Below are 17,443 nucleotides of genomic sequence, written 5' to 3'. Positions count from 1 at the left end.
GCGATCGATAGGCACGCGCCCATCGATCGGCTGTCCTCAGATGCGCCCGGCAGGCATGTAGGGGGTGGGATCGATGATCGGCTCGCGCCCCGCCATCAGATCCGCCAATAGCTGACACGAAGCCGGGGCCAGCACCAGGCCGTTACGGAAATGCCCGCAGTTCAGCCAGAGCCCGTCGTGCCCCGGCAGCGGACCGATGAACGGGATGCCCTCCGGCGAACCGGGACGCAAACCCGCCCAGTGCCCCACAACCTCGGCATCGGCCAGCGCCGGCAGCATTTCGATGGCCGATGCCTTCAGGCTCGCCAGCGCTTCGTCGGTGGGCGTCTTGTCGAAGCCTTCGTACTCCAGCGTGCTGCCGACCAGGATGTGTCCGTCACGGCGTGGAATCGCATAGCGCCCCTTGGCCAGGACCATGCTCGGCAGAAAGTCGTCGGCGCACTTGAACAGGATCATCTGCCCCTTCACCGGCTCGACGGGCAATTGGACGCCCAGGGTCGCCAGCAACTCGGCACTCCAGGCCCCCGCGGCGAGCACGACCCGGTCCGCACGAATCTCGCCCTGCTCGGTCAGTACGCCGCGAATCCGCCCGCTCTCGCGAATAAACCCGGTCACCGGACGATGCTCGAGCAGCGTGACATTAGGCATCCCCAGCACGGCCGCCCGCAGCGAGCGCACCAGGCGCGGGTTGCGAATGTTCGCCACGCCGCTCATGTGAATCGCGCTGGAGAAGCCCGAGCCCAGGGGCGGGACCGCGTCGTGCACCGCCGCGATGTCCACCGACTGCAGCGGTCGACCCTGCTCCCGCGCCCAGGCCAGCGCCAGCGGCTCGTCATCAAGGTCCAGCCAGTAGAGCCCGGTGACGTGCACTTCGGGATCGATCGCCGTCTCCTCGAAGAGCCGTTCGGCCAGATGCGGGTAATAGTCCTGCGACCAGTGCGCCAGCGCCGTCACCGCCGCGCTGTAGCGCCACGGATAGAGCGGCGAAACGATCCCGCCGCCGGCCCATGAAGACTCGCGCCCGACATCGCCCTTCTCGAGCAGGCTCACGTCATAACCCTGCTCGGCCAACAAGCGCGCGCTGAGCAAGCCGATTGCGCCGCCACCTACCACCAGAACCTTGTTCAAAACCATCCTCCACGCGTCAACGGGTCACCCCCGCGCCTATTGAAATCGCTCCATCGCGAACTACAAAAACAGAGCAGCCAGGAGTGCTGCGAAATTTTCTCAAGGAAGAACACGATATGAACAGCACTGATTCGCTCGGCTTCACATTAATAGAGTTGCTGATAACCCTCAGCGTCCTGTCAGTCGCCGCGAGTATCGGCGTGCCGTCGTTTATCCATTTGATCGAAAGCAACCAACAGCAAACATTGCGGAACACCCTACTCGCCCAGTTGCAAACGGCGCGTGGGCAGGCCGTGTTCAGGGGAAGAAACATCGAGCTTTGCGGCTCCGGCCAAGCCAACGACTGCGACAACACCTGGGCGAGCGGGTTGATGGTACGAGATGCAGATACGGGCGAGGTCCTGGTGTTCCAACCGTTGAAGGCAACCGGCACCCTGAAGTGGACGGGTTCGATCAACCACCAAAGCGTCGTCTACAACAGCAACGGTGCCAGCCCGGCGAGCAATGGCCGGTTCGTTTACTGCAGCAAGGATTCAAAAGCGCTCTGGCAGATCGTGATCAACAGACAAGGGCGCTTCCGCCAGGCAGAGGGGCTGGAAAGCGGACAGAATCACGGCACCCTGTGTGGCTGATATCAACGCGTTACCAGTCATCCCTCTGGCTGTCCCGCCTGTCCCGACGGGTACGACAGGCCGCGCCTCCCAGGCAAGAATATCCAATCGTAATCTTGGAGATTTTTCATGCCGAAGCGCGCCCATCTATCAGGCTTCACCTTGATAGAGCTCATGGTGGTAGTGACATTACTCGGCATCTTCGCGGCCATAGCGGTGCCGAGCTTTACCACCCTGATCAATAACAATCGCGTGCAGGGTGCCAGTGCAGAATTCCATGCACTTCTGCAGTTCGCTCGGAGCACCGCCGTCAGCAGACGCACGCCAGTGACCGTCAGCGCCTCCAGCGGCACCTGGTCAGCCACCATCGGCAGTTCGACGGTCACCAGCTTGCGCACCTTCACTCCTACCTACGTGGCGGTATCGGCGAATCCGGCAAGCATCGAATTCAAGCCCGACGGCACCGCGGCCAACGCGACCTACACGATCTGCGCGAACGATGAAGCGGCCAACGGCTTTCAGATCATCGTTCAAACCACAGGCATGAGCCGAATGTCCGCCAGAGGCAAGAGCGCCTCCAACTCCTCGACCGCCCTCACGAGTTGCACATCATCATGAATGACATATCTCGCCAGTCTGGTTTCAGCATGATCGAGGTGTTGGTGACCTTTCTTCTGATAACCATCGGGATTCTCGGGATGGTCGCGTTGCAGGGAAAGACGATCGCCTACACGAAAGACTCCTCCCAGCGAAACACTGCGGCGATGCTCGCTGACGATCTATTCGAACTCATACGCGCGAATCCCGACGCCATACTGTCGGCCGACGGAAATCTGAAGGCGAGCACTGGCGATTACTACAAGGCCAAAGGAAGCGATTTCCCCAGCGCCCCAAGTTCCTGCGCCACGACACCCTCTTCCGCCTCGCAGCAACTCGCCTGCTGGGCGCAGGAGGCCAGCAAGCTGCTTCCGGGTGCCTCCGACTTACTGAACAGCGAATTCTACGTCTGCCGCTCTACATCTCCGGGCCCCTCGGGATGTGGCTCCGCCGGTTCCGCTATTGAGATCCAACTGGCGTGGAAAGTTAAAAGCGGTGAATGCCTTGAGGAAACGCCGTCAGAAGACACAACCATTTGCTACTACCGACTGCGTAGTGAGCCATGAGGACGCCGAAATGAGAGGACATAGCCAGGACGGTTTATCTTTGGTGGAGCTGATGGTGGCATTGGCGATCAGCAGCTTCCTGATCCTTGGCGTAACCCAGATTTACCTGGATAACAAACGCAACTACCTCTTTCAGCAGGGGCAGTCAGAAAACCAGGAAAATGGCCGCTTCACACTTCAGTTGCTTGAGCAGCAATTGGCGAAAGCCGGTTTTCGACGCCGACCGGATGATCAGCTCGACTTTGCCTTCCCCGCTGTCACGGCCTCCCAAACGGGGATAACGGACTGCGCTTTCGCTGCAGGTGAAGCCGTGAAAAGCGTGAACGCGAAAACGCTATGCATCCGATATCAACCCCGAGATACCGCCGAAGTGGATTGTTTGGGTAACGGCCGCTCCGCAAACAACGCCGCCATCGCCCAGCCCTACACCTCCCCTGTAGAAAACTTCGTCGAAAAAATTGGCGTGAATGATAACGGCCAGCTCATCTGCACCAGTAAGAACGCTTCAGGCGAAACCTCGGGTGTTCTTGTCGATGGAATAACCGACATACGTTTCGACTACGGGGTAAATACGACCGAGGACAGAGAGGTAACGAGCTTCAAAGTTACCCCTGCCGGCGGAGACTTCATTCGAGTCGTTCGTTACTCCGCACTGATGTCCACATCCCAGGGAAATATCAGTCAGGACGTGCAGTTCAAAACCTATAAAGAGTGGTATGGCGAAGACGCTACAGCGCCGACCGACGGGAAGATTTACCAGATTGCGAAAAGCACCATGACATTACGGAACCAGATGCCATGAAAACACCATCAAGCATAAAGAATAACCAGAACGGCGCCGCGCTTTTTATCGCGCTGATCATGCTCCTGGTTATCACATTGCTCGCCGTTTCCAGCATGCGAGAAACGACGCTGGAGGCCCGAATCACCGCGAACCGACTCGAGAGCAAACGGCTCATGGGCAGCGCGGAAGCAGGATTGAGAGAAGGTGAAAGGAGGCTATCAGCCACGATCGCTCCTCCGGAAACCTGCGGTTCCATTCCCTGCATACAAGGAATCGTGACTAACTACAGCACCGACTTCTCCAGCGCTCACGCCTACAGCGGGCTCAAAGGAAATACGTCAATGAACAGGAATGTCCATTGGTACATGAAAAACATCAATGCTGGCGGGGCCAACAACGAAGCCGAGGATCCGGAATACGGCGCCTATGCACAAGGGATTGGAAAGTATTACTACGAAATCAACAGCCAGGCCTATAACGCTCCCTCCGGCACGACCTCGGCCACTACCTGTACTGCGGATGTCGTGTGCTTACGCTCCGTTGTAGCGCGGGTCTACAACAAATGACCCTCACTCCAACGGAGAGCAAAATGAAAGCACTTTTCTCTGCAGTTGCAGTCATGGGCATCTTTTCTCTGACGTCGAATGCCCATGCAAATATCGACATTGCTCAAAGCCCGGTATTTGTAAGCGCTGCCGTACCTCCGCTCAACATGCTCGTCATGGGTCGCGACCACAAGCTGTATTACGAAGCCTACAACGACGCTTCCGATCTCAATGGAGACGGAAAGCTGGATGTTGGATATCGGGGCTATCTGACGAAAGCAAATGGCGGAATCGACTATTACGGATACTTCAATTCAAAAGTATGTTACACCCATAACGGTACGTATTTCGCACCGGCGCAACTGGGAGGCGGCGATAACGGCAAAGAGTGTTCGGGGCAATGGAGTGGGGATTTCCTGAACTATCTGACCACTTCGCGCATGGATGCACTTAGAAAGGTCCTTTATGGCGGCTATCGCTCTACCGATAGCAGCAGCCAGACAATCCTCCAAGGCGCCTTCATTCCTCAGGATGCGCACAGTTGGGGTAAGGAATATCAGAGTGTAGCCAGGGATGGTTACGATATCAGGCGCTATACAAACCTGGCTCTCCCCAGCAACGGGTTCTACCACCTGTTTGCCGTAACCTCCACAACCGACAACACCGCCCCCAAGCTACGGGTCTTGAATAACACCTCCTTCCGAATCTGGAACTGGGTTTCCAAGGAGCGCACCGTTGCGGACAGCACATGCGTGAGCAGCACTCGCGCGACAGTTTCTTGCACCACCGGGGGACCGGCGACGGGTTGGGCAGTAGTGCCGAGCAGCGAGTTTTCAGGCCTTACACTGACAACATGGCCAGACAATATCGCAAGCCCCACCTCGACCGCGCAGATGGATACGCTGTTCAACGCAACCAACTCGGCCAACAGCAATAAATGCGGCAGCCAGAGTGTAACGACCATAAAATCATCAGGCACGAAGAATAGCAACCCATTCAACGGGGTAAAGAGCAACTGCAGTAACGATAATTATCACACTCTTATCGAAGGAACGCTTAGACCCACAACGAGCGGCAGTTATCTCTTTTCCATAGATGGAGATGATGCCGTCGATGTCTTTATAAATGGAACGCTTAAAGCAAGCTGGTACAACGGCCATGGCGCTAACCATAACGGCAGCGACACCTATTCCTTCACAATGGACTTGGTAGCTAACCAGAACTACACAATCAAGTTCCGCCACGAGGAAGGCAGCGGCGACGACGAGTGGGGTTTCTACTGGAAGCCCGCCGATGCCGTAGCATCCAGAATGGTCGACTACACTATCAGGGTTGAAACCTGCCCCAGCAATGAAACGTTAAGGGAGTCGAACTGCAAAGCGTATCCAAGTGGCGCATATAAACCTACTGGGATACTCCATGACTACGGCGAAACCAACAGGATGTATTTCGGGCTCCTTTCCGGCTCCTACAAGAAGAACATGAGTGGTGGGACGTTGCGCAGCAACATTCAGAGTTTCGCCAACGAGTTAGACCTGCAGAACGGCCAGTTCAGAAGCAATGTATCCGGCATCGTCGACACAATAAATAAATTTAGAACCTATGACTTTTTGTATAACAGCCATGAGTACGGCTGTGGTTTCATAAACAGTCGAGCGATGATTCAGAGCGACACTTGCTATATGTGGGGAAACCCCATAGGCGAAATGATGTATGAAACCATGCGCTATTTCGCAGGCGCCACGACGCCCACTAGCGCTTATGACTATACGGACAGCGGAAGCCCCGACAACGCCATTGGCCTACCCAAACCCGATTGGACCCCGCCATACGCAAACATCAATGGCGGTCGAAATGCGTACCCAGGCTGCGCCGTTCCCGCCATGACCGTTATCAGTGATATCAACCCCTCCTACGATGTCAAATTGCCAGGCGCGAAACAAAGCTGGCAGGCGGACAACACAGCGTTTTCCAGCACGGGCAATCCAACTGCAATCAGCACCCTCAATGTTTCCGAGGAAGTCGATGCGATCTGGGAGGCAGAAGGTGGCGGCACGCGGTCTATATTTATCGGAGAATCGAATGGTGTAAGCGATGGAGCACCCACAGAGAAAGAGGTCAGCAACCTTTCCACCGTTAGAGGGCTTGCTCCTGAGGAACCTACGAAAAGCGGTACATACTATTCGGCCGGGGTGGCTCGATTTGGCGCCAGGCATAACATTGGCGGCGATAAAAAACTCCTGACGTACTCCGTCGCCCTTGCCTCACCACTGCCGAAGATCGAGTTCCCCGTAAATGGGAAAAAAGTCACGGTCGTTCCGTTCGCAAAATCCGTACAAACTTCCTATGCACCCACCAACCAGATCGTGGATTTCTACGTCGAACAAATAGCCAACACTGACACACAGAACGCAAACATATCGGTCAATAGCGGCCGCCCCTACGCAAAATTCAGAATCAACTATGAAGACGTAGAGCAGGGTGCCGACCATGATATGGATGCCATTGCGCTCTATACGCTTTCTGTCAACTCACAAGGTACGTTGGATATACGCCTGGACTCGGAGTACGCAGCCGGCAGCGCATTGCAAAATATGGGATATGTTATTTCAGGAACCACGCACGATGGCGTCTACTTAGAGATATGTGACCTGCAGAATGACAGCACCACTACCTGCAACAGCACGACGACGTTCTATAAACTCAACACCCCTCCCGGCAGAGCCCCTAACTACTGCGTTGGACGAACGAATGATAATGAATGTAAGAATCTGCCGATAAGCACAACCCGGAACTTTTCAGCATCGGCGACTCCAAGTGCTTCGCTGCTGCAAGATCCACTGTGGTACGCCGCCAAATACGGAACGACCGCAACCAACTGGGACTCGGATTCCGACGGGACGCCGGACAACTATTTCCTCGTGACCAATGCGCTGACGCTCAAGGCTCAACTCGACAAGGCCTTCGGAGACCTGGATCAACGGCAGAAGTCCATTACTCGCCCTGCGGCGGGAAGAGAGCCGCAATCCAACAGCACTGCGACCACGCAGGCAACTTACCGCACCGAGTTCGACACGGACGACTGGAGCGGCGACCTGATAAAGGAAACGCGCACTTCGGCAAACACTATCACCAGCGTATGGAAGGCAAGCGCCAACATCCCGGCCACTCGCAACATATACATGAACAATGGAAGTAATACGGGCTCGAAACTCAGCGCCTTTAGTTGGGCAACATTGGACGGAAAGTCCTTTGCGGGCGTCAACCTGAGGGATTCGCTGAATATAAACCCCGTCACCAATCAGCCGGACAGCGATAGCGCCGGCGCATACGGCCAGGCCAGGGTGAAATTCATCAGAGGCGAAAGCTGTACCGGGCTTTCAGGCTGCGGCACCTTCCGCGTACGCAATAAAAAGATCGGCGACATCGTAGGCTCCAGCCCTGTTCTGGTCAGCGGAGCTCAGTATCTGAACTATGTCGCAGACAGTTTGGACGGGGCTGCAGGGACTTATGCGTCATTCAAGACGGCACAAGCGGCACGCACCCCGATAGTTTATGTCGGCGCGAATGACGGAATGCTGCATGGCTTCAATGCCAATACGGGTGCGGAAACTTTTGCATTCATACCCACCCCTGTTATTCCGACATTGAATCAACTTACCCGCAGCGACTACACGAGCCAAACCAACGACAACCATCGCTACTATGTGGATGGCTCGTTAAGCGTGACCGACGTTTACTTTGGAAGCGCCTGGCACACGGTTCTCGTGGGCACGCTTGGGGCCGGCGGCCGGGGCGTATTTGCACTGGATGTAACGGACCCCGAGTCGATAAAACTGTTGTGGGAGTTCACCAGCGACACGGCGGCAAGCAAAAGCTGCGATGCGTCCAACAACTGCGTAAGCGATCTGGGGCAAACCCTGGCTACACCAGTGGTAGCGAGATTGCACTCCAACTCATGGGCAGCGGTCATTCCAAATGGCTACAACAGCCCCAACAACGGTTCAGGCAAGGCGGTCCTGTTTGTCCTCGATATTCAGACCGGAGCCCTGCTGAAAAAACTGGATGCGTTCGCAGCCACCGGAACCAACGGTTTGTCGACGCCGAAACTGGCGGACAACAATAGCGATGGCGTAGCGGACTATGCCTATGCAGGGGATCTGCAGGGCAATATGTGGCGATTCGATCTACTGAAAACCACGCCCTCTACAGCAGACCCATTAGGTCCATTTAATCGATCAGGAGACGCATCCAGCATTGCCGACCAATTCAGGGTTGCTTTCGGTGGGGCTCCGCTCTATAGCGCCAAGGACTCGGACTCGAATGCACAGCCGATCACTTCGGCTCCCGCGCTGATTCGCCACCCCTCCCGACTGGGCTACATCGTGGCGTTCGGCACCGGCCGCTATCTGGGCACCACCGACAAGGTCAGCCCGTTCAAGATGCAGACGCTCTACGGCGTGTGGGATCGCCAGACAAAAGGCGAAGAGGCCGGAAGCACACCCACGCTGACGCGCGCGAAGCTGCAGGAACAAACCATTACCTCCGAGAGTCTGGGCGCAACTTTCGGTAGTGAAACCCGGGATGTGCGCATCCTGAGCAACACCGGAGTCAGTTGGTATTCGACAACCAATACGTCGGGTAAATACGGCTGGCGACTGGATCTCTCGGCCTCCACCAGCTCCAATGGGGAGAGGATCGTCGATGATCCGATCAAGCGTGGCGATGTGTTGATCGTCGGCAGCCGCACGCCAAACTCGGACCCCTGCGAATCGGGGATGGACGGTTTCTACTACGGAATCAATCCAGCGACGGGCGGCCGTACGACATTCAACGTGTTCGACTTGAACGGAGATGGCGTGGTGAATAGCCTGGACTCGTCCGGCACGCCGATTAGCGGTGTGGGTGCCTCCAACGTTGGCGGGAACACGCTCATTTCCGGCCCCAACATAACGGATGCTCCATGTTTGCTCGACTCAACAGGCAAATGCACCAATATCAATTTGGGTAGCGGGTCCAGCGGCCGTCAAAGCTGGCGTGTATTACCCGGGAGCGCACTCTGATGCTGATCACCGAACAAAACAAACGCCGTAATGCGGGTTTCACGCTGATAGAGATGATGATCACGGTAGCGATCGTCGCCATCCTGGCGGCCATCGCCTATCCGAGTTATCAGCAATATGTATTGAGGGCCAACCGGACGGAGGCACAGGCTCTGCTGAACGATGCCGCCGCACGCCAGGAGCGTTATTTCGCACAGAACAATACGTACGTGACGGCGCAATCCGACATTGGAAAGCTGCAACTCAAGAATACGACTGGTTCGGGGAACGACACCGTCGTCAAGTCCGAAACCGACAAGTACAAGCTCACCGTGAGCAACCCCAACGGCAGCGGTGGCTATCTGTTGACCGCCACCCCGCAGGGCTCCCAGACCGCCGACACCGCATGCGGGAACCTAACCCTGAATGCAATCGGCACCCGTGGCGTCAGTGCCTCCGGTGCCGACCCGAAGAACTGCTGGAAATAATCTTCGAGGCGGGTAAAGCGCTTAGATAGCCTTCATCCGCAACTCCTTAGGCATGGAGAACGTGATGTTCTCCGGCCTGCCGAGCAATTCCTCGGCGCCGCTGGCGCCCCACGCATGGAGCTGCTCGATTACCCCGCGCACAAGCACTTCCGGTGCCGAGGCGCCGGCGGTGATGCCGATCTTCTGGCAACCTTCGAACCACTCGCGCTTGAGGTCTTCGGCACCATCGATGAGATAGGCCGGGGTGCTCATGCGTTCTGCCAGCTCGCGCAGGCGGTTGGAGTTGGAGCTGTTGGGGCTACCCACCACCAACACCAGATCGCAGTCGGCGGCGAGCTGCTTGACCGCGTCCTGGCGGTTTTGCGTGGCGTAGCAGATGTCGTCCTTGCGCGGGCCGCCGATGGCGGGAAACTTCGTCCGCAGGGCGTCGATCACCCGGCTGGTGTCATCCATCGACAGCGTGGTCTGGGTGACGAACGCCAGCGACTCGGGATCGCGCACGGTCAGGGAGGCGACGTCCTCCTCGTCCTCAACCAAGTAGATCGAGCCCCCGTTGGCGGTGTCGTACTGGCCCATGGTGCCCTCCACTTCCGGGTGCCCCTCGTGACCGATGAGGATGCACTCGCGGCCGTCGCGACTGTAGCGGGCGACCTCAAGATGCACCTTGGTCACCAGCGGGCAGGTCGCATCGAACACCTTCAGGCCGCGTCTTTCGGCTTCCTGGCGCACCGCCTGGGATACGCCGTGGGCGCTGAAGATGACGATCACGTTGTCCGGCACCTGATCCAGCTCGTCGACGAAGATCGCCCCGCGCGAACGCAGATCTTCCACCACGAACTTGTTGTGCACGACTTCATGGCGTACGTAGATCGGCGGACCGAACACCTCGAGGGCACGATTGACGATCTCGATGGCGCGGTCGACACCGGCGCAGAAGCCGCGGGGATTGGCGAGTTTGATGAGCATGACGAATCTCGGCGCACGGGGCTTGGACGGGCAGTTTAACTGCCTCTGCTCCCCCTGGGTTCAAAGGGGCTGCGGTGGATCGAGGCTACGCGCGACCCACCGTCTCGATAGATCTTACAGGGCGACGACGTCGATGATCTCGACATCGAAGGTCAGCTGCTTGCCGGCCAGCGGATGGTTGAAATCGACGGTCACCTGCTGGTCATCGAAGGCTTTCACCACGCCTGGCAGTTCGGTGTTGGCGGCGTCGTTGAAAATCACCAGCAGCCCTTCGGACAGCTCCATGCCCTCGAACTGCCCGCGCGGCATGACTTGCACGTTCTGCACGTTGGGCTGGCCGAAGCCATGCTCGGGCTCCACGGTCAGGCTGCGCTTGTCGCCCGCCTTGAGACCGTAGAGCGCCTGCTCGAAGCCCGGCAACAGGTTGCCGTCGCCGACTCTGAAGGTGGCGGGCTGCTTGTCGAAGGTGGTGTCCACCACATCGCCGCTCGCCAGCTTGAGGGCGAAATGCAGGGTGACGCGGGTGTCCGAGCCGATACGCTGCTCAGTCATGTACGGTTTCTCCAGACTTCTTGGTCTTGAACATGTCCAGCGCCAGCATGATGGCGCCCACGGTGATCCCGCTATCGGCGAGGTTGAAGGCCGGGAAGTACCAACGGTTCTGCCAGTGCACCAGGATGAAGTCGACCACGTGGCCGAGCAGCATGCGATCGAGCAGGTTGCCCAGCGCGCCACCCAGCACCAGCGCGAGCGCGATCGCCAGCCAGGTTTCGTCGCGTTTCAGGCGTTTCATCCAGACCACCAGCACGGCGCTGACGCCGACCGCGATCAGCGCGAACAGCCAGCGCTGCCAGCCGGACTCGTCGGCGAGGAAACTGAACGCGGCGCCGGTGTTGTAGGCCAGGGTCCAGCTGAAATAGTCAGGGATCACCACGATCTGCTGGTACAGCCGCAGGGTTCCCTCGAAGTAGAACTTCGTCGCCTGGTCCAGAACGAACACCAGCACGCTGATCCATAGCCAGGGAAGTTTGCCGAAGCGGGACGTCATACAGTCTCCAGATGCAACCAAGGGTACTGGGGCACGCGTGCGCGCCCCGTCTATCGGACGATGTTCGATCAGGCGAAGTGCCGGATCTCACCCGAACCGAACGCATTGCTTGCGCAGCGTCCACAGATGTCCGGATGCGCCGGGTCGACGCCGATGTCGTCGCGGAAGTGCCAGCAGCGCGGGCATTTCTCGAAGGTCGACTTGCGCACCAGCAGCTTGAGACCCGGCAGTTCGCTCTGCACCGCCTCGGCGGGCGCCTGTTCCAGCGGCTGTACCTCGACGCGCGAGGTGATCAGCACGAAGCGCAGGTCGTCGCCCAGCTTGTTCAGCACCTCGACCAGCGCCGCCTCGCCGAACAGCACGATGTCCGCCTGCAGGTTGCCGCCAATCGTCTTGGCATTGCGCTGGTTTTCCAGTTCCTTGTTGACTGCGACCTTCACGGCCATGACCTGCTCCCAGAAGGCACGGTCCAGGTCGAAGCCCAGCGGCAACTCGGCAAGGCCCTCGTACCAGGTGTTGAGCATCACCGACTCGTTGCGCTCGCCCGGCAGGTACTGCCAGATCTCGTCGGCGGTGAAGGACAGGATCGGCGCCACCCAGCGCACCAGCGCCTCGGCGATGTGGTACATCGCGGTCTGGCAGGAACGCCGCGCCACGCTGTCCGCCGCAGTCGTGTACTGGCGGTCCTTGATGATGTCGAGGTAGAAGCCACCCAGCTCCTGCACGCAGAAGTTGTGCACCTTCTGGTAGACGTTCCAGAACCGGTACTCGTCGTAGGCCTCGACGATCTCGCGCTGCAGCAACAGCGTGCGGTCGACCGCCCAGCGATCCAGCGCGAGCATGTCCTCGGCCGGCAGCAGGTGCTGCTGCGGGTCGAAGCCATTGAGGTTCGAGAGCAGGAAGCGCGCGGTGTTGCGGATGCGCCGGTAGGCGTCGGCGCTGCGCTGGAGAATCTGGTCGGACACCGCCATCTCGCCCGAGTAATCGGTGGACGAGACCCACAGGCGCAGGATGTCGGCGCCCAGGCTGTCGATGACCTTCTGCGGCGCGACCACGTTGCCCAGGGACTTGGATTGCTTGCGGCCCTGCTCGTCGACGGTGAAGCCGTGGGTCAGCAGCTCCTTGTACGGCGCGTGGCCGTCGATGGCGCAGCCGGTGAGCAGCGAGGAATGGAACCAGCCGCGGTGCTGGTCGGAGCCTTCCAGGTAGAGGTCGGCCGCCGGACCGTCGCGGTGCGCGAGGTCGGCATGCGAGCCGCGCAGCACGTGCCAGTGGGTGGTGCCTGAGTCGAACCACACGTCCAGGGTGTCGCGGCTCTTGTCGTACTGAGCAGCTTCGTCACCGAGCAGTTCGGCGGCGTCGAGCTTGAACCAGGCCTCGATGCCTTCCTGCTCGACGCGCTTGGCGACCTCCTCCATCAGTTCGACGGTGCGCGGGTGCAGCTCGCCGCTCTCCTTGTGGGTGAAGAACGGGATCGGCACGCCCCAGTTGCGCTGGCGCGAGATGCACCAGTCAGGACGGCTGGCGATCATGCTGTGCAGGCGCGCCTGGCCCCAGGCCGGGACGAATTTGGTTTGCTCGATGGCCGCCAGGGAGCGCTCACGCAGGGTGCCGCCCTCCTTCGGCTGGGTGTCCATGCCGACGAACCACTGCGCGGTGGCGCGGTAGATCAGCGGCGTCTTGTGCCGCCAGCAGTGCATGTAGCTGTGATTGATCACGTCGTGCCTGAGCAGCGCGCCGACTTCCTCCAGCTTGGCGACGACCGCCGGGTTGGCCTTCCAGATGAACTGGCCGCCGAAGAACGGCAGCGAGTCGACGTACACGCCGTTGCTCTGCACCGGATTGAGGATATCGTCGTTGCTCATGCCGTAGCGCTTGCAACTGTAGAAGTCGTCCTCGCCATAGGCGGGCGCCGAGTGAACCACACCGGTGCCGGCGCCCAGCTCGACATAATCGGCCAGGTACAACGGCGACAGCCGATCGTAGAACGGATGGCGGAAGCGGATCAGCTCCAGCGCGGAACCCGGAGCCGTGGCGACGACCTCACCCTGCAGGCCATAGCGCTGCAGGCAGCTCTCGACCAGCTCTTCGGCGAGCAGCAGCAGACGATCACCGACATCCACCAGCGCATAGGTGAATTCGGGGTGCACGTTGAGCGCCTGGTTGGCCGGAATGGTCCAGGGCGTGGTGGTCCAGATGACGATGCTGGTCGGCTTCGACAGGCTTTCCAGGCCGAAAGCGGCGGCCAGCTTGTCGGCGTCTTCGACCGGGAAGGCCACGTCGATGGCATCGGACTTCTTGTCCTGATATTCCACTTCGGCCTCGGCCAGCGCCGAGCCGCAATCGAAGCAGAAATTGACCGGTTTCAGGCCCTTGAACACGAAGCCGTTGCCGACCATCTCGGCCAGCGCGCGGATCTCACCGGCCTCGTTGGCGAAGTTCATGGTCAGGTACGGGTTGTCCCACTCACCCAGAACGCCAAGGCGGATGAAGCCGGCCTTCTGCTCGGCGACCTGTTCGCTGGCATAGGCGCGGCAACGCTCGCGGGTCAGGTCGGCCGGCTGGTTCTTGCCGAAGGTGGTCTCGACCTTGTGTTCGATCGGCAGGCCATGGCAGTCCCAGCCCGGCACGTAGGGCGCATCGAAACCGCTCAGCGTCTTGGAGCGGGTGATGATGTCCTTGAGGATCTTGTTCAGCGCGTGACCGATATGGATGCTGCCGTTGGCGTACGGCGGGCCGTCGTGAAGCACGAACTTAGGACGCCCGGCGCCGATCTGGCGCAGTTTCTGGTACAGGCCGATCTCGTCCCAGCGCTGCAGGATCTGGGGTTCGCGCTGCGGCAAGCCGGCCTTCATCGGGAATGCCGTTTCCGGCAGGTTCAGCGTCGCTTTGTAATCGGTCATGTCATCGGCCTGTTCAAATTCAGTTCTGCTTGCGCGGGGCCGCGGCCCCGCCGGTGCTGCTGATCGTGTGTATTGCGGATGCCGGCGCGCTCACTGCAGCGGCGCGCCCAGCCAGTAAACCTGGGCGGCGGCGACATCGGCGGCGATAGCCGCCTTGAGCTCGTCCAGCGAGGCGAACCTGCGCTCGTTGCGCAGCTTGTGGTGGAAGGCCACGCGCATGCGCTTGCCGTAGAGGTCGCCGGCGAAATTCAGCAGATGTACCTCCAGATGCGCGCGGCCGTCGCCGTCAACGCTGGGCCGCGTACCGATGTTGGCCACGCCCGGCCATTTGCGCCCGTCCACGTAGGCGCTGACAAGATAAACCCCGGAAAACGGCGCACGCACGCGCTTGAGCTGCACGTTCGCCGTCGGCCAGCCCAACTGCCGGGCCAGTTTCTGCCCGTGCAGCACGCGACCGTCGATGACGTAGTGGCGCCCGAGCAGGCGCTGGGCCTGCGGGAAGTCGCCGTCGGCCAGCGCCTCGCGAACCCGCGTGCTGCTGACCCGCCGGCCGTCCACCTCGATGGTGGTCGCCGCCTCCACGGTGAAACCGGCCGCCGCGCCAGCACGCTGGAGAAACGCGAAGTCGCCGGCGCGATCGCAGCCGAAACGGAAATCGTCACCGACCTCCAGATGGCGCACGCCGAGCCCGTCGATCAGCACCTGGCGGACGAACGCCTCGGCGCTCAGCTCGCGCAAACGCGGGTTGAAGGCCAGGCACAGGACGCGGTCCACGCCTTCCGCGGCGAACAGCTCGAGCTTGTCACGCAGGCGGGCCAGACGCGGCGGCGCGGTATCCGGGGTGAAGAACTCACGCGGCTGCGGCTCGAAAATCACCACGCAGCTAGGCAGCGACAATTCCGCGGCGCGCTCGCGCAAACGCATCAGGATGGCCTGATGGCCGCGGTGGACACCGTCGAAATTCCCGATCGTGGCGACGCAACCCCGATGTTGGGGCCGCAGATTGTGTAGGCCTCGAACCAGCTGCATAGCGCGCATCTTGCTCACAAAGTGGTCGATTATACGCACAGCGGGCGCCGGGTGACAGGCGCAGCGGCGGCATTCGGCCGGCTCGCCACGCGGGACGACAACGCTTCAGTGCAGCGAGCGGCGCGCGAAGTGATGCAGGCGAAAGCCGAGCAGCGCCAGGCTACCGAAATAGGCCAGCACCCCGGCGGCGACCAGTACGCCGAGGCGCGCCAAGCGCACCAGCATGTCGCCCTGGTCCCAGCCAGGCAGGAGCTGGATGCCCGCGAACAGCACCCCGCACATCACCCCCACCGCCACCACCAGCTTGACCAGGAACGGCAGCCAGCCAGGCTGCAGGTCGAACATCCGCTGCTTGCGCATCTGCCAATACAGCAAGCCGGCGTTCAGGCAGGCGCCCAGGCTGATCGCCAGGGCCAGCCCGGCATGCTGCAACGGGACGACGAACGCCAGGTTCATCAACTGCGTGACGACCAGAATGAAGATGGCGATGCGCACCGGCGTGCGGATGTTCTGCCGCGCGTAGAAGCCCGGCGCAAGAATCTTGATCAGGATGAGACCGACCAGTCCTATCGAATAAGCGATCAGTGCGCGCTGCGTCATTGCGGCGTCGTGGGCGCTGAATGCGCCGTACTGGAACAACGAGGCGGTCAGCGGCTCGGCGATGATCGCCAGCGCCAGCGCGCACGGCAGCGCCAGCAACAGGCACAGGCGCAGGCCCCAGTCGAGCAGCCGCGAATACTCGCCGCGATCGCCCAGCGCATGCGTCTTGGAAAGTGCAGGGAGCAGGATGGTACCCAGCGCCACGCCGAGCACGCCGGTGGGCAGCTCCATCAGGCGATCGGCGTAGTACATCCAGGACACCGACCCGGTCGGCAGGAAGGAGGCGAATGCCGTATTGATGATCAGCGAGACCTGCGCCACGGACACCCCGAGGATCGCCGGCCCCATCTGCCGCATCACCCGCCACACGCCGCTGTCGCGAAGGTTCAGGCGCGGCAGCACCAGCATGCCGATCTTCCTCAGGTGCGGCAGTTGGTAGAGCAGTTGCAACAGGCCGCCGGCGAGCACCGCCCAGCCGAGCGCCATGACCGGCGGATCGAAGTACGGCGTGAGGAACACGGCGAAGAAGATCATGCTCAGATTGAGCAGCGTCGGCACGAAGGCCGGTACGGCGAAGCGATTCCAGGTATTGAGGATCGCTCCGGCCAGCGAGGACAGCGAGATCAGCAGGATGTAGGGAAAGGTCACCCGCAGCAGCGAGCTGGTCAGCTCGAAGCGCTGCGCATCATCGGCGAACCCTGGCGCGCTGATCCACACCACCCAGGGCGCGGCGAGCACGCCGAGCGCCGTCACCAGCGCCAGTACCAGCGTGAGCAGGCCAGATACGTAGGCCACGAAGGTGCGCGCCGCCTCATCGCCGCGCTGGCTCTTGTACTCCGCGAGGATCGGCACGAACGCCTGGGAGAACGCGCCCTCGGCGAAGATGCGCCGCAGCAGGTTGGGCAGCTTGAAGGCGACGACGAAGGCGTCGGTAGCGACGCCCGCGCCGAAGATCCGCGCCATGATGGTGTCGCGCACGAAGCCCAGCACACGGGAGACCATGGTCAGCGAACTCACTGCGGCCAGGGATTTGAGTAGATTCATAGGGTATGGATAGCCATGCAGTTCGACCCGCGCTGCGCAGCGCGCGAGACTCGCGACGCCGCGCCGAAAGAAGCCGCCGAGTTTAGGGCTGG

14 protein-coding genes are annotated in these 17,443 nt (G+C 60.3%); 7 read left to right on the top strand and 7 right to left on the bottom strand.

The genetic code is table 11. The features are described from left to right. Nucleotides 1–36: 36 nt before the first annotated feature. Nucleotides 37–1,128 (bottom strand): glycine oxidase ThiO, encoded by a 1,092-nt coding sequence (gene thiO, locus BLV15_RS07810; protein ID WP_407072442.1) that lies wholly within the window; start codon nt 1,126–1,128, stop codon nt 37–39. A gap of 116 nt (nt 1,129–1,244) precedes the next feature. Here thiO and BLV15_RS07805 point away from each other — a divergent pair, with 116 nt between their 5' ends. From BLV15_RS07805 to BLV15_RS07775, 7 genes are all read left to right on the top strand, one after another. Beyond that, a complete protein-coding gene (locus tag BLV15_RS07805) occupies nt 1,245–1,760 on the top strand; it encodes a GspH/FimT family pseudopilin (RefSeq protein ID WP_090226262.1) in 516 nt (171 codons plus the stop codon). Between the two features lie 108 nt (nt 1,761–1,868). Further along, nucleotides 1,869–2,357, top strand: a complete 489-nt coding sequence (locus BLV15_RS22270) for a GspH/FimT family pseudopilin (RefSeq protein WP_090226260.1) — start codon at nt 1,869–1,871, stop codon at nt 2,355–2,357. Continuing rightward, nucleotides 2,354–2,902, top strand: a complete 549-nt coding sequence (pilV, locus tag BLV15_RS07795) for a type IV pilus modification protein PilV (RefSeq protein ID WP_139210696.1) — start codon at nt 2,354–2,356, stop codon at nt 2,900–2,902. The genes BLV15_RS22270 and pilV overlap by 4 nt, the downstream gene beginning before the upstream one ends. Nucleotides 2,903–2,912: 10 nt before the next feature. Next, a complete protein-coding gene (locus BLV15_RS07790; protein WP_090226258.1) occupies nt 2,913–3,704 on the top strand; it encodes a PilW family protein in 792 nt (263 codons plus the stop codon). Then, nucleotides 3,701–4,252, top strand: a complete 552-nt coding sequence (locus tag BLV15_RS07785; protein WP_090226255.1) for a pilus assembly PilX family protein — start codon at nt 3,701–3,703, stop codon at nt 4,250–4,252. Before BLV15_RS07790 ends, BLV15_RS07785 begins: the two co-directional genes overlap by 4 nt. 23 nt (nt 4,253–4,275) lie before the next feature. After that, the gene (locus BLV15_RS07780; RefSeq protein ID WP_139210694.1) at nt 4,276–9,294 is read left to right on the top strand and encodes a PilC/PilY family type IV pilus protein; all 5,019 of its coding nucleotides are present in this window, start codon (nt 4,276–4,278) and stop codon (nt 9,292–9,294) included. Then, nucleotides 9,294–9,761, top strand: a complete 468-nt coding sequence (locus tag BLV15_RS07775; protein WP_090226250.1) for a type IV pilin protein — start codon at nt 9,294–9,296, stop codon at nt 9,759–9,761. The genes BLV15_RS07780 and BLV15_RS07775 overlap by 1 nt, the downstream gene beginning before the upstream one ends. Nucleotides 9,762–9,782: 21 nt before the next feature. On the opposite strand, the gene ispH is transcribed toward BLV15_RS07775, so the two are convergent. The 6 genes from ispH to murJ form a co-directional block, all read right to left on the bottom strand. Further along, nucleotides 9,783–10,727: a 4-hydroxy-3-methylbut-2-enyl diphosphate reductase gene (gene ispH / locus BLV15_RS07770; protein WP_090226248.1), complete on the bottom strand. Its 945-nt coding sequence runs from the start codon at nt 10,725–10,727 to the stop codon at nt 9,783–9,785. Nucleotides 10,728–10,841: 114 nt separating this feature from the next. Beyond that, entirely contained in the window at nt 10,842–11,279 is a 438-nt protein-coding gene (locus tag BLV15_RS07765; protein ID WP_090226246.1) for an FKBP-type peptidyl-prolyl cis-trans isomerase, read from the bottom strand. Next, nucleotides 11,272–11,775 carry a signal peptidase II gene (gene lspA, locus BLV15_RS07760; RefSeq protein ID WP_090226244.1) on the bottom strand — a complete coding sequence of 168 codons (504 nt, stop codon included), beginning with the start codon at nt 11,773–11,775 and terminating at the stop codon, nt 11,272–11,274. Before lspA ends, BLV15_RS07765 begins: the two co-directional genes overlap by 8 nt. A gap of 68 nt (nt 11,776–11,843) precedes the next feature. Then, nucleotides 11,844–14,678, bottom strand: coding sequence for an isoleucine--tRNA ligase (gene ileS, locus BLV15_RS07755; protein WP_090226242.1), 2,835 nt, complete (start codon nt 14,676–14,678; stop codon nt 11,844–11,846). A gap of 90 nt (nt 14,679–14,768) precedes the next feature. Next, nucleotides 14,769–15,707 carry a bifunctional riboflavin kinase/FAD synthetase gene (gene ribF / locus BLV15_RS07750; protein WP_090226239.1) on the bottom strand — a complete coding sequence of 313 codons (939 nt, stop codon included), beginning with the start codon at nt 15,705–15,707 and terminating at the stop codon, nt 14,769–14,771. A 105-nt stretch (nt 15,708–15,812) separates the two neighbouring features. Then, nucleotides 15,813–17,351, bottom strand: coding sequence for a murein biosynthesis integral membrane protein MurJ (murJ, locus tag BLV15_RS07745; protein ID WP_090226236.1), 1,539 nt, complete (start codon nt 17,349–17,351; stop codon nt 15,813–15,815). Nucleotides 17,352–17,443: the final 92 nt, after the last annotated feature.

Source organism: Pseudomonas kuykendallii (assembly GCF_900106975.1).
Classification (GTDB): domain Bacteria; phylum Pseudomonadota; class Gammaproteobacteria; order Pseudomonadales; family Pseudomonadaceae; genus Pseudomonas_O; species Pseudomonas_O kuykendallii.
The sequence above is the reverse complement of the archived record's forward strand: the minus strand, read 5'-3'. Positions and strand labels throughout refer to the sequence as shown.

Bases quoted from the DNA above. Each gene is read 5' to 3' on its own strand.
- BLV15_RS07805 (WP_090226262.1), top strand. From the start codon at position 1,245: ATGAACAGCACTGATTCGCTCGGCTTCACATTAATAGAGTTGCTGATA.
- BLV15_RS22270 (WP_090226260.1), top strand. From the start codon at position 1,869: ATGCCGAAGCGCGCCCATCTATCAGGCTTCACCTTGATAGAGCTCATG.
- pilV (WP_139210696.1), top strand. From the start codon at position 2,354: ATGAATGACATATCTCGCCAGTCTGGTTTCAGCATGATCGAGGTGTTG.
- BLV15_RS07790 (WP_090226258.1), top strand. From the start codon at position 2,913: ATGAGAGGACATAGCCAGGACGGTTTATCTTTGGTGGAGCTGATGGTG.
- BLV15_RS07785 (WP_090226255.1), top strand. From the start codon at position 3,701: ATGAAAACACCATCAAGCATAAAGAATAACCAGAACGGCGCCGCGCTT.
- BLV15_RS07780 (WP_139210694.1), top strand. From the start codon at position 4,276: ATGAAAGCACTTTTCTCTGCAGTTGCAGTCATGGGCATCTTTTCTCTG.
- BLV15_RS07775 (WP_090226250.1), top strand. From the start codon at position 9,294: ATGCTGATCACCGAACAAAACAAACGCCGTAATGCGGGTTTCACGCTG.
- ispH (WP_090226248.1), bottom strand. From the start codon at position 10,727: ATGCTCATCAAACTCGCCAATCCCCGCGGCTTCTGCGCCGGTGTCGAC.
- BLV15_RS07765 (WP_090226246.1), bottom strand. From the start codon at position 11,279: ATGACTGAGCAGCGTATCGGCTCGGACACCCGCGTCACCCTGCATTTC.
- lspA (WP_090226244.1), bottom strand. From the start codon at position 11,775: ATGACGTCCCGCTTCGGCAAACTTCCCTGGCTATGGATCAGCGTGCTG.
- ileS (WP_090226242.1), bottom strand. From the start codon at position 14,678: ATGACCGATTACAAAGCGACGCTGAACCTGCCGGAAACGGCATTCCCG.
- ribF (WP_090226239.1), bottom strand. From the start codon at position 15,707: ATGCAGCTGGTTCGAGGCCTACACAATCTGCGGCCCCAACATCGGGGT.
- murJ (WP_090226236.1), bottom strand. From the start codon at position 17,351: ATGAATCTACTCAAATCCCTGGCCGCAGTGAGTTCGCTGACCATGGTC.